Annotated in this window: 9 protein-coding genes and 1 pseudogene; 4 read left to right on the top strand and 6 right to left on the bottom strand. The window is 68.4% G+C overall.

Annotated elements, in window-relative coordinates; genetic code table 11:
* Nucleotides 1–264: 264 nt before the first annotated feature.
* On the bottom strand, nucleotides 265–1,317 hold the full coding sequence (locus P1P75_RS34370; protein WP_319262897.1) for an aldo/keto reductase: 1,053 nt from the start codon (nucleotides 1,315–1,317) through the stop codon (nucleotides 265–267).
* A gap of 370 nt (nucleotides 1,318–1,687) precedes the next feature.
* On the opposite strand from P1P75_RS34370, the gene P1P75_RS34375 reads away from it, so the two are divergent.
* Nucleotides 1,688–2,017: a hypothetical protein gene (locus P1P75_RS34375; protein ID WP_319262899.1), complete on the top strand. Its 330-nt coding sequence runs from the start codon at nucleotides 1,688–1,690 to the stop codon at nucleotides 2,015–2,017.
* A gap of 149 nt (nucleotides 2,018–2,166) precedes the next feature.
* Here the strand turns inward: P1P75_RS34375 and P1P75_RS34380 are convergent, their stop codons facing one another.
* The 3 genes from P1P75_RS34380 to P1P75_RS34390 form a co-directional block, all read right to left on the bottom strand.
* A complete protein-coding gene (locus P1P75_RS34380) occupies nucleotides 2,167–2,541 on the bottom strand; it encodes an NTP pyrophosphohydrolase (RefSeq protein ID WP_319262901.1) in 375 nt (124 codons plus the stop codon).
* A gap of 306 nt (nucleotides 2,542–2,847) precedes the next feature.
* Nucleotides 2,848–4,977: a 3-hydroxyacyl-CoA dehydrogenase NAD-binding domain-containing protein gene (locus P1P75_RS34385; protein WP_319262902.1), complete on the bottom strand. Its 2,130-nt coding sequence runs from the start codon at nucleotides 4,975–4,977 to the stop codon at nucleotides 2,848–2,850.
* Nucleotides 4,974–6,191, bottom strand: a complete 1,218-nt coding sequence (locus P1P75_RS34390) for an acetyl-CoA C-acyltransferase (protein ID WP_086768036.1) — start codon at nucleotides 6,189–6,191, stop codon at nucleotides 4,974–4,976. Before P1P75_RS34390 ends, P1P75_RS34385 begins: the two co-directional genes overlap by 4 nt.
* 514 nt (nucleotides 6,192–6,705) lie before the next feature.
* On the opposite strand from P1P75_RS34390, the gene P1P75_RS34395 reads away from it, so the two are divergent.
* The 3 genes from P1P75_RS34395 to P1P75_RS34405 are packed head-to-tail and all read left to right on the top strand — an operon-like array spanning nucleotide 6,706 to nucleotide 9,796.
* Nucleotides 6,706–8,022, top strand: coding sequence for an ABC transporter substrate-binding protein (locus P1P75_RS34395; protein WP_319262904.1), 1,317 nt, complete (start codon nucleotides 6,706–6,708; stop codon nucleotides 8,020–8,022).
* A complete protein-coding gene (locus P1P75_RS34400) occupies nucleotides 8,019–8,969 on the top strand; it encodes a sugar ABC transporter permease (protein ID WP_319262906.1) in 951 nt (316 codons plus the stop codon). Before P1P75_RS34395 ends, P1P75_RS34400 begins: the two co-directional genes overlap by 4 nt.
* Complete coding sequence (locus P1P75_RS34405) at nucleotides 8,966–9,796, top strand: carbohydrate ABC transporter permease (protein ID WP_319262907.1); 831 nt, start codon at nucleotides 8,966–8,968, stop codon at nucleotides 9,794–9,796. Before P1P75_RS34400 ends, P1P75_RS34405 begins: the two co-directional genes overlap by 4 nt.
* Before the next feature lie 354 nt (nucleotides 9,797–10,150).
* Here P1P75_RS34405 and P1P75_RS34410 read toward each other — a convergent pair.
* Together P1P75_RS34410 and P1P75_RS34415 are read right to left on the bottom strand one after the other, a co-directional pair.
* Nucleotides 10,151–11,434: pseudogene (locus P1P75_RS34410) on the bottom strand (HRDC domain-containing protein); the annotation flags it as partial.
* Nucleotides 11,435–11,681: 247 nt separating this feature from the next.
* On the bottom strand, nucleotides 11,682–11,946 hold a 265-nt coding region (locus P1P75_RS34415), incomplete at its 5' end, for a helix-turn-helix transcriptional regulator (protein ID WP_319262908.1).

The following is an 11,946-nucleotide window of genomic DNA, read 5'->3' on the forward strand; positions in this document are numbered from 1 at the left end:
TTTGGGTTTTTTTCCTTTTTTGTGGGCTCGGAGATTGTTATAAGGGAAAGGGGTGGGTGTTGCACGGTGGGCGCGCGCGGTAACCGCTTACGCAGGGTTGCGGACGGGGTAGCGGCTTACGCGCGAGTTGCGGGTGGGTAACCGCCTTCGACCGGTTTCGATTGAGTGAGCGCTTACCTGCTGTGCGACGCGCTGCTGTGTACGGACGGTCCGGTGCGGACGTTGGTCGACCTTGCGCTCGCGCCTGACCCTCGAACGACAGGCTCAGTCCGCGACCGCCCGCTCCCCAGCCGGGCGCCTGCGCCACGCGCGCTCGGTGAGCGACGGCGGCTGCCAGGCACCGTCGGCCTGATAGAGATCGGCGCCAGGAGCCACGATGTCGTCGATACGGTCGAGCACCGCGTCGTCGAGCAGCAGGTCAGCTCCCTTCAGTAGCGAGGCGAGGTGGTCCATGGTGCGCGGACCGATGATCACCGACGTGACGGCCGGGTGCGCCAACGGAAAGGCGACGGCAAGTTCCGGCAGGGTGCAGCCCACTTCCTCGGCGAGAGTGACGAGTTGCTCGACGGCAGCGAGCTTCGCGGCGTTGCCCGGGACGGCTGGGTCGAAGCGGTGCGGAGTGTGCTTGGCGCGGCCGGTGGTGAGGTCGACGGGTCGGCCCTCGCGGTAGGCGCCGGACAGAAATCCCGAGGCGAGCGGTGACCAGGTCAGCACTCCCATGCCCAGGCGCTGCGCGGTGGGCAGCACGGACCGTTCGATGCCGCGCGCGAGAATCGAGTACGGCGGCTGCTCCGTGCGCAGCCGCATCAGTCCGCGCCGCTCCGCCACGTGGTGAGCCTCGACGAGGTCCTCGGCGGGGAACGTGGAGCAGCCGAACATCCGGATCTTGCCTGCCCTGACCAGGTCACTGAGGACGGACAGCGTCTCTTCGATGTCGGTGGTGTGGTCAGGACGGTGCACCTGGTAGAGGTCGATCCAGTCCGTGTCCAGGCGCCGCAGACTGTCCTCGACGGCCTTGAGGATCCAGCGGCGCGAATTGCCGCTGCGGTTGCGTCCCTCCCCCAGCGGAAAGTGCACCTTCGTGGCGAGCACGACGTCGTCGCGTCTGCCTTTGAGCGCCTTGCCGACGATCTCCTCGCATTCGCCGGCCGAGTACATGTCGGCGGTATCCACGAAGTTGATGCCGGCGTCGAGCGCAGCGTGGATGACGCGTGCGCTGTCCTCGTGGTCGGGGTTGCCGACGGCACCGAACATCATTGTGCCAAGGCAGTGGGTGCTGACCTCGATGCCGGTCTTACCAAGGACTCGATAGCGCATACCGGTGCTCCGTCGCAGGCGAGGGGGGGGGGTTGGAAGCGTCACTCTAGGACTTGGAGTGCACTTGACGGCAAGGGCTCGGGGAGGTTCAGCGGGCCGCGTCGGTCAGTGGCGCCCAAGGCGGTCGCCACCACCCTCGCAGCAGCTGCCGGAAGATCCTGGCCCTGCCGTTCGGTTGGCCGTCTGTCGACGCGGCTCTCGGAAGCGCAACGGTGCTTCCACCGCAAGCCCAGCCCCTGGGACCACTTCTGACGAACATTCATATCCCGATCAACACCCTGGTGCCACCGGACTCGTGCCTCCGGGGCCAGAGAAACTGTTCAGAGCCACCCAACGTCGCGGCCACGAAGCCGGCATGTTGGATTACGGCATGGTGAGACGAAAGAAGGAGAAGAAGAAGCGGCCAACCTTTGGCATGCCGAAGGGAATCGTCCTGCTGGCGACGCCGGACGGGTGGCGCCATGGCGTTCTCACTGTGGAAGGTGGAATGCTCTGCGGGCGCCTCACCGACGTGCCGATCAACGCTGACCCCCACGAGGCGCGGACCGCCGCGGCCCTCATGGTGACGGGACTCGCACGCGACTTCCACGGCACCGACGTCGAAGTGACCTGGGGTCCACCCCAGGAACCCCGGTCCTGGACCGGCCAAGTCACCCCCGTTACCGGGGACGCGACCGTCCTGTCCGACGGCAGAGGTTAAACGACACTTACGTCTTGTTGGTGAAGGCGTAACCGCTTACATCAGGATTCTTGTCGGTAACCGCTTACGCGGGATTGCGCGCGAGTCATCGCTTACATACCGTCTCGGGCAGGCAATCGCTTACATAGCGTCTCGGGGCAGGTAATCGATTACGACCGGATGGTCCGCGGCCCCGTCACCTCGGCGCCCAGGGCGGTCACCCGGCGGCGCAGCTCGCGGTCGGCGGTGACGACGAGGCGGGGGCGGTCACCCGCCAGGGCCACCAGGTCGACGATGTGGTCGTCACCGCTGCCGGGTGCCGACTCCACCCGTACGCCGGGAACCGGTTCCACACCGCGTGCGGCGCCCTCCACGACCAGGACGACCTCCACGGCCCCCGAGCGCCCCGGCAGCCCTTCGGAGGCCAGCCTGTCCCGCAGCCGCTCCGCGGCCCCTCGCCGGTCGCGCCACCATCCGTCGGGCACCGACCCCACCACGTTCGCGGCGTCGACGATCACGAGCAGCGGGCTGTCGGCGTCGTCCATGGCGCCCAGGGTGCCATGGACGACCCGCTCCGGACGACCTGCCCCGGACGACCTGCCCGCGTGAGGGCGACCCGAGGGGGCCGCTCGCCCGGGACCACGAGGACCGGTTGGTCGCGGTGAGCCTGTCCGCCTCGTCCGGGCGACTCCTCGTGGTCCCGGGCGAGGACGAAATGGGACCGGCGCTCATGGCGTGGCGGGAGGTCTGCCCGGCCGGGCCACGCGACGACCGGCGACGAGAAGAGGGCCTGCGCCGACCGGCGCAGGCCCTCTCCCTACTACGCGTGCGTGTACGCGTATGTGTCCGTACTACGCCGGGATCGACGCCACGCCCGGAGCCAGGAACCTCTTGCCGTTCACCCGCTCCGACACACCCTCACGGTCCAGGTACGGCGTGATGCCGCCCAGGTGGAAGGGCCAGCCGGCACCGGTGATCAGGCACAGGTCGATGTCCTGCGCCTCGGCGACGACGCCCTCGTCGAGCATGAGCCCGATCTCCTGCGCCACCGCGTCCAGAACACGCGCCCGCACCTGCTCCTCGGTGAGGACGGTGTCGCCCTGCTTCAGCAGCGCGGCGACCTCCGGGTCCAGCTCGGGCTTGCCGCTGTCGTAGACGTAGAAACCGCGCTTGCCGGCTTCCACGACCGCCTTGAGGTTCGGCGAGACCGTGAAACGGTCCGGGAACGCCCGGTTGAGCGTTTCCGAAACGTGCAGGCCGATGGCCGGACCGACCAGCTCCAGGAGGACCAGCGGGGACATCGGCAGGCCGAGCGGTTCCACCGCCTTTTCCGCGACCTCGACCGGGGTGCCCTCGTCGATGACGTTCTGCACCTCGCCCATGAAACGGGTCAGAATGCGGTTCACCACGAACGCCGGAGCGTCCTTCACCAGAACCGCGGTCTTCTTCAGCTTCCTGGCGACGGCGAAGGCGGTGGCCAGCGACGCGTCGTCGGTCGCCTCGCCCCGCACGATCTCCAGCAGCGGCAGGATCGCGACCGGGTTGAAGAAGTGGAAGCCCACGACCCGCTCGGGGTTCTTCAGCTTCGACGCCATCTCGGTGACCGAGAGGGACGAGGTGTTGGTGGCGAGGATGGCGTGCGCCGGGGCCACCGCCTCGACCTCGGCGAACACCTGCTGCTTGACGCCGATCTCCTCGAAAACGGCTTCGATGATGAAGTCCGCGTCGGAGAAGCCCTCGGCCTTGTCCAGCACACCGCTCACCAGCGCCTTGAGGCGGTTGGCCTTGTCCTGGTTGATACGGCCCTTGCCGAGCAGCTTGTCGATCTCGGCCTGGACGTAGCCCACACCCTTGTCGACGCGCTCCTGGTCGATGTCGGTCAGCACGACCGGCACCTCCAGACGGCGCAGGAACAGCAGGGCGAGCTGCGAGGCCATCAGGCCCGCGCCCACCACGCCGACCTTGGTGACCGGGCGGGCCAGGTTCTTGTCCGGCGCACCGGCGGGACGCTTGCCGCGCTTTTGCACCAGGTTGAACGAGTAGATGCCGGCGCGCAGTTCGCCGCCCATGATCAGGTCGGCGAGAGCCTGGTCCTCGGCGTCGTAGCCCTGCTGGAGGTCGCCGTTCTTCGCGGCGGCGATGATGTCGAGGGCGCGGTAGGCGGCCGGGGCCGCGCCGTGCACCTTGCTGTCCGCGATGAAGCGGCCCTTGGCGACGGCCTGGTCCCAGGCCTCGCCGCGGTCGATCACCGGACGGTCGACGACGATCTCGCCCCTGAGGACGGACGCCGTCCAGATCAGCGACTGCTCCAGGAAGTCCGCGCCCTCGAACAGGGCGTCGGCGATGCCCAGTTCGTGTACCTGCGCGCCCTTGAGCTGCTTGTTCTGGTTGAGCGAGTTCTCGATGATCACCTGGACGGCACGCTCGGCGCCGATCAGGTTCGGCAGCAGGGTGCAGCCGCCCCAGCCGGGGACCAGACCAAGGAAGACCTCGGGGAGCGAGAAGGCGGGCAGGGCCGCGGACACCGTGCGGTAGGTGCAGTGCAGACCGACCTCGACGCCGCCGCCCATGGCCGCGCCGTTGTAGTACGCGAAGGTCGGCACGGCCAGGCCCGACAGGCGCTTGAAGACCTCGTGGCCGCCCTTGCCGATGGCGAGCGCGTGCTCGTGCTCCTTCAGCAGTTCGACACCCTTGAGGTCGGCGCCGACCGCGAAGATGAACGGCTTGCCGGTGACGCCGGCACCGACGATCTCGCCGGCCGCGGCCTCCTTCTCGACCTGGTCGACGGCGGTGTTCAGGTTCGCCAGCGACTGCGGGCCGAAGGTGGTCGGCTTGGTGTGGTCCAGGCCGTTGTCAAGGGTGATCAGGGCGAAGCGCCCGGCACCCTGCGGCAGGTCGAGATGGCGTACGTGCGCCGACGTGACGACCTCGTCCGGGAACAGCTCGGCCGCACCCTTCAACAGCTCAGCGGTGGTGCTCACTTGTCCCCCTCGAAGTGCGGGTTCTCCCAGATGACCGTCGCGCCCATGCCGAAGCCGACGCACATGGTGGTCAGGCCGTAGCGGACGTGCGGCTGCTCCTCGAACTGGCGGGCCAGCTGCGTCATCAGACGGACGCCCGAGGAGGCCAGCGGGTGGCCGAAGGCGATGGCGCCGCCGTACTGGTTGACGCGCTCGTCGTCGTCGGCGATGCCGTAGTGGTCCAGGAAGGCCAGGACCTGGACGGCGAAGGCCTCGTTGATCTCGAAGAGACCGATGTCCGAGATGGACAGACCCGCCTGCGCGAGGGCCTTCTCCGTGGCCGGGATCGGGCCGTAGCCCATGACCTCAGGCTCGACGCCCGCGAAGGAGTAGGCGACCAGGCGCATCTTGACCGGCAGGCCGTTCTCGCGCGCGAAGTCCTCGGAAGCGATGAGGGAAGCGGTTGCGCCGTCGTTCAGACCGGCCGCGTTGCCGGCGGTGACCCGGCCGTGCACGCGGAACGGGGTCTTCAGCCCGGAAAGGTTTTCCAGGGTCGTTCCCGGACGCATCGGCTCGTCGGCGGTGACCAGGCCCCAGCCCGTCTCACCGGCCTCGGGGTTCGTACGCCGCACGGAGACCGGCACCAGGTCGGCCTGGATCTTGCCGTCGGCGTAGGCCTTGGCGGCCTTCTCCTGCGAGCGGACCGCGTACTCGTCGGCGCGCAGCTTGGTGATCTGCGGGTAACGGTCGTGCAGGTTCTCCGCGGTCATGCCCATGAAGAGGGCGGACTCGTCGACCAGCTTCTCGCTGACGAACCGCGGGTTCGGGTCGACGCCCTCGCCCATCGGGTGGCGGCCCATGTGCTCGACGCCGCCGGCGATGGCGATGTCGTACGCGCCGAAGGCGACGGAGCCGGCGACCGCGGTGACGGCCGTCAGGGCACCCGCGCACATGCGGTCGATGGAGTAACCGGGCACGGAGGTCGGCAGACCGGCCAGGATGCCGGCGGTGCGGCCGAGCGTGAGGCCCTGGTCGCCGATCTGCGTGGTCGCGGCGATGGCGACCTCGTCGATCTTCTTCGGGTCGAGGCCGGGGTTGCGGCGCAGCAGCTCCCGGATCGCCTTCACGACGAGGTCGTCGGCACGGGTCTCGTGGTAGATGCCCTTCGGGCCCGCCTTGCCGAACGGGGTACGGACGCCGTCTACGAAGACGACATCCCTGACGGTACGAGGCACGATGGCTCTCCTCCAGGTGCGGGATGGCACTGCTGCTTGCGCAAGCGCTGAGCGCGCGCTCAGAACCATGCTACTTGTGGGTAACGTAGCTGCACAGTCCTACCCGGCGGAGCGGCGAATGTCACACGCCCGGCGGAGCCTTCGGTGCCCGCGGCGTCGGCACCGGAGCGGGCGCCACCGTTCGGGATGAACGGCATCGGACTGGCGACGGCCGGCTCGGCCCGGTCATGTCGAAGCGTCGCGACCGCTGCCGGCGATACGAGCGGCGCCGGTGGTGTGAGCGGTCCATGCTCCGTGCTCCCGGTACGCGGCTCCCTAAACCGGTCGATCGGCGGATGGGGAGACGTTTCATCATCCTTGGCCGGATGCGGACTTTACCGGTTGAGAAAGCGCTGTCAGAGTGCCGAATCAGCCAACTCGTACGGACTCTGCCGACCCGTACGTCCCCGACAGGCCCGTACGCGTTCCCTCACCCCGCACGTGCTCGTCCGTCCCGTGAACGGAGTTGACGCACATGAACCGCCGTACAGTGCTCGCCCTGGTCGCCGGAGCCGCCCTGCTGCTCCCCGGCTGCACCGGTACCGGAGGAACCTCGAAGGGCGCCGATGCCAAGGCGCCCGACGACCCGTCGAAAGTGAGCGGAGACATCACCGTTCTCACCGTCCGCACCGATCTCGTGCAGGACGGCACGATGAAGAAGTACGCCGCCGAGTTCAACAAGATCTACCCGAAGGTGAAGGTCGAGTTCCAGGCACTCACCAATTACGAGGCAGAGATCAAGATCCGGATGAACACCGAGGACTACGGCGATGTCCTCCTGATCCCGGCCGTGATCAAGAAGAACGACTACCCGAAGTTCTTCGCCTCCCTGGGCACCGAGGCCGAACGCGCCGGCAAATACCGCTTCACCGATTTCACCACCGTCGACGGCAAGGTCTACGGCCAGAGCCCGGTCGGCGTGATGCCCGGCTTCGTCTACAACAAGCGGGTGTGGAAGGAGGCCGGCATCACCGAATGGCCCACCACCACGGCCGGGTTCCTCGCCGGCCTCAAGGCCATCAAGCAGAAGACGGACGCGGTCCCCTACTACACGAACTTCGCCGCCCAGTGGCCCCTGACCTCGTGGACATACGTCAACGGCTCGGTCGGCTGCGACCCGCAGGCCACCACGAAACTCGCCCAGGGCGATCCGTGGGCGCAGGGCTCGGACCTGCGCGTCGGCGACGGACTGCTCTACGACATCGTGCGCCAGGGACTGGCCGAGAAGGACCCGACCACCACCAACTGGGAGCTCTCCAAGCCGCAGTTGGCGAAGGGTGAGATCGCCACCCAGTGGCTCGGCACGTGGGCGATCATCCAGTTCCAGGATGCCGCGAAGAAGGCCGGCGTGAACCCCGAAGACATCGGTTTCATGCCGTTCCCCGCCCAGTCCGACGGCACCTTCTGCGCAACCGTCGGCCCGGACTACAACCAGGCCGTCAACGTCCACTCCCCGCACAAGGAGGCGGCTCGCGCCTGGATCGACTGGTTCACCGACAAGTCGGGCTACGACCGGGACAACCTGGCCATCTCCCCGCTCAAGGACGCCCCGATGCCCCAGGTGCTCAAGCCCTACGACGACGCCGGCGTGAAGCTGATCGAGCTGGACGACTCGGCGGGCGCCGAGGTCAAACTGATCGACGACGAGTCCGAGGTCGGCATCTACAAGCCCGAGTACCGCCAGGACCTGGTCGACCTGGCGCGCGGCGCGAAGAAGGGCAGCCTGGACGACTTCCTCGCGGACCTCGGCAAGAAGTGGACCGCGACGCAGAAGAGCGTGACCGGCCGATGACGCACACCACCGAGAAGGTGCCCCCCGAGGCCGCGGCGCCGGCCTCGGAGGGCACCACCCCCCTGCCGGCTCCGCGCCGCACCCGGACCTGGCGGGCGCTCACCCCCTGGCTGTTCCTGCTCGCGCCGCTCGCCCTGCTGATCACCTTCACCTACGCGCCGATCGCCAACATGGTCGCGTACAGCTTCACCGACTGGGACGGCGTGAGCCCGGAACTGCATTACACGGGCGCCGAGAACTACACGGAGATCTTCACCAGGGAAGACCTCTTCCAGGTGTTCTTCGTGAGCGGTTACTACCTGATCGCCTCGGTGATCCAGATCGTCGCCGCGCTGTACTTCGCGACGATCCTGAGTTTCCAGGTCCGTTTCCGCAACTTCTTCAAGGGCGTGCTGTTCTTCCCGTCCCTGGTCAACGGCGTCGCCATCGGTTTCGTCTTTCTCTACTTCTTCCAGGACGGCGGCACCTTCGACACGGTCCTCGGCCTCTTCGGGTTCCACACCGATCACGCCTGGCTCGGGACGCCCTTCTCCGCGAACACCTCGCTCGCCGGCGTCTCGGTCTGGCGCTACCTGGGCATGAACTTCGTCCTGTTCCTCGGCGCGATCCAGTCGATCCCGGGGGAGCTGTACGAGGCGTCCGAGCTGGACGGCGCGACCCGCTGGCACCAGTTCCGGTACATCATCCTGCCCGGCATCAAACCGGTGCTGACCCTCACCGTGATCCTGTCGGTCTCCGGGTCCCTCTCGGCCTTCGAGATCCCGTACATCATGACGGGCGGGGCGACCGGTACCGAGACGTTCGTGATCCAGACCGTGAAGCTGGCCTTCCAGTTCAACAAGACGGGGCTCGCCTCGGCGGCGGCCGTCGTGCTGCTGCTGATCATCCTGCTGGTGACCTGGGTCCAGCGGCGCCTCGTCCCCGACGACAGGGTGGACCTCGTATGACGCGCCGAGCCGTTGCCCGCACCCTCGTCTACCTGTCGTTGATCCTCGCGACGGTGCTCGTCCTGCTCCCGCTCGGGGTCGTCCTGCTGACGTCCCTGAAGACCGAGAACGAGACGGCGAACGACGGCGGGGCGCTCACCCTGCCCCACAACCCGTTCAACTTCGACAACTACGTGACGGCGTTCCAGGACGGCGGCATGCTCACCGCTTTCGGAAACACCGCCTTCATCCTGCTGATCTCGGTCGGCGGCACGGTCCTCATCGGCTCGATGACGGCGTACGCCATCGACCGGTTCAGGTTCCGGTTCCGGAAACTGGTGGTCGCCCTGTTTCTGGTCGCCGCGCTGGTCCCCGGGGTGACCACCCAGGTGGCCACCTTCCAGATCGTCCACAGCTTCGGCCTCTTCGACACCCGCTGGGCACCGATCGTCCTGTACATGGGCACCGACATCGTGTCGATCTACATCTTTCTGCAGTTCGTCCGCTCGATCCCGATCTCGCTGGACGAGGCGGCCCGCCTGGACGGGGCCAACGCGTTCACCATCTACCGAAAGATCATTTTCCCGTTGCTGAAACCGGCGATCGCAACAGTCGTGATCGTGAAGGGGATCACCGTCTACAACGACTTCTACATCCCGTTCCTCTACATGCCCTCTCAAGATCTTGGCGTGATCTCGACGTCGCTGTTCCGCTTCAAGGGCCCCTACGCGGCCCATTGGGAGACGATCTCGGCAGGAGCGGTCCTGGTCATCCTGCCGACACTGATCGTTTTCCTGGCCCTCCAGAAATACATCTACAACGGTTTCATGCGCGGGGCGACCAGATGAGCCCTCGAGCACGGAAACGGCCCGCGTAACCGCTTACCGCAGGGCCCGAACGGCCGCCGTACGACAGCGATGTCTACGGCGGCCAGACAGTCAGGTCCCTTACGCCCCGGGCTGCCGCACTCCGGTTTCCTGCGCGCCGACTCCCGGCGTACCGGCCTCCTGAGTACCGGCGGACTCCGGCGTACCGTTCGTCCCCGGCGTGCCGTTCGTCTGCGCCGTATCGGCGGTCTGCGGCGTACCGGCCCTCTCCGCAGAGCCGGTCCCGTGTGAGCTCGCGGCCTGCGCGGACTGCGAGGCCTGTGCGGCCATCGTGCCCGTTGTACCCGTTGTGGCTGCCGTGCCAGTTGTGCCCGCGGCCTTCGCCGACAGGGCCGCGACCAGCACGGGTGTCACCTGCTCCACCTGCCACGGACGTGCGCCCAGGGCCGTGAGTGCCGAGGTGATCGACTCCGTGTCGACCGGCTGAGGCGGCTCCCAGCAGACCCGCCGGACGGTGTCCGGAGCGATCAGGTTCTCCTGCGGCATGTTCACCTCCTCGGCCACCGCCGAGACGGCCGACCTCGCGGCCGAGAGACGGGCCGCTGCCTCGGGGTCCTTGTCCGCCCAGGCACGCGGCGGGGGAGGGCCTACGACCGACTGCCCCGGCTGAGGCAGCTGGGACTCACTCATCGCCCTGGCCCGGTCGACGGCCGTCTGCCACTGCTCCAGCTGGCGCCGGCTCATCCGGTTGCCGAAGCCGTTCAGCGCGGCCAGCGCGTGGGCGTTGGCGGGAAGGGCGAGCGCGGCCTCCACGATGGCCGCGTCGGACAGCACCTTGCCGGGCGACACGTCCCGACGCTGGGCGATCCGGTCCCGGGTCTGCCACAGCTCCCGCACCACGCCGAGCTGACGACGCCGGCGCACCTTGTGCATTCCCGACGTACGGCGCCAGGGGTCCTTGCGGGGCTCCGGCGGCGGCGCCGAGGCGATCGCGTCGAACTCCTGCCGGGCCCACTCCAGCTTGCCCTGCCGGTCCAGGTCCTTCTCCAGGGCGTCGCGCAGGTCGACGAGGAGTTCGACGTCAAGGGCGGCGTAGCGCAGCCACGGCTCGGGCAGGGGGCGAGTGGACCAGTCGACGGCGGAGTGCCCCTTCTCCAGGACGAATCCGAGGACGCCCTCGACCATCGCGCCGAGGCCGACCCGGGGGAAGCCGGCGAGCCGCCCGGCCAGTTCGGTGTCGAAGAGCCTGGTGGGCACCATGCCTATTTCCCGCAGGCAGGGCAGGTCCTGGGTGGCCGCGTGCAGCACCCACTCCACGCTGGAGAGCGCTTCGCCGAGGGCGGAGAGGTCGGGGCAGGCGACCGGGTCGATCAGTGCGGTGCCGGCGCCCTCGCGGCGCAGCTGCACCAGATAGGCGCGCTGGCCGTAGCGGTAGCCGGAGGCGCGTTCGGCGTCCACGGCGACGGGGCCGGAGCCGGCGGCGAAGGCGGCGATCATCTCGGCGAGGGCGGCGTCGTCGGCGATCACGGGGGGAATGCCCTCGCGAGGTTCGAGCAATGGTGTCGGCGCCCCGGCAGCAGTCGGTCCGTCGTCTTCCGGAGGGGCGCCTCCGGTGGTTCGCAGTGAGCTGGCTGCTGCGGTTTCTTGGGCGTCGGTCACCTGTCAAGGGTATCCGTGTGTAGGCGGCGCCCGTCGACGGAACGTTCCGTCGACGGGCGCCGCAGGGTCGCAAACCGGTCAGGTCGCTGAAGGACCAAGGGGGAACGAGGCGGGTCGGGGGACAGAGGTGAGTCGGAGATGATCGCGTTGCACCGCGGGCAGACCGCGGGCCGATCGGGGGCGGACCGAGGATGGATCGGGGGTGTGGCGAGGCGGACGGGGACGGCGGGCCGTCGGCCCGGAGCCCTCAGTGGATGATGCCGGTGCGCAGCGCCACCGCGACCATCCCGGCGCGGTCGCCCGTGCCGAGCTTGCGGGCGATGCGGGCGAGGTGGCTCTTGACTGTCAGCGCGGACAGGCCCATCGAGACGCCGATCGCCTTGTTGGACTGGCCTTCGGCGACGAGGCGCAGCACCTCCACCTCGCGGCCGGACAGCTCGCGGTAGCCGCCCGGGTGGCTCGGGGCACCCGGGCGGCTACCGCGAGCTGTCCGGCCGCGAGGTGGAGGCTGG

It is taken from the genome of Streptomyces sp. ID05-39B (assembly GCF_033794725.1).
GTDB lineage: Bacteria > Actinomycetota > Actinomycetes > Streptomycetales > Streptomycetaceae > Streptomyces > Streptomyces bobili.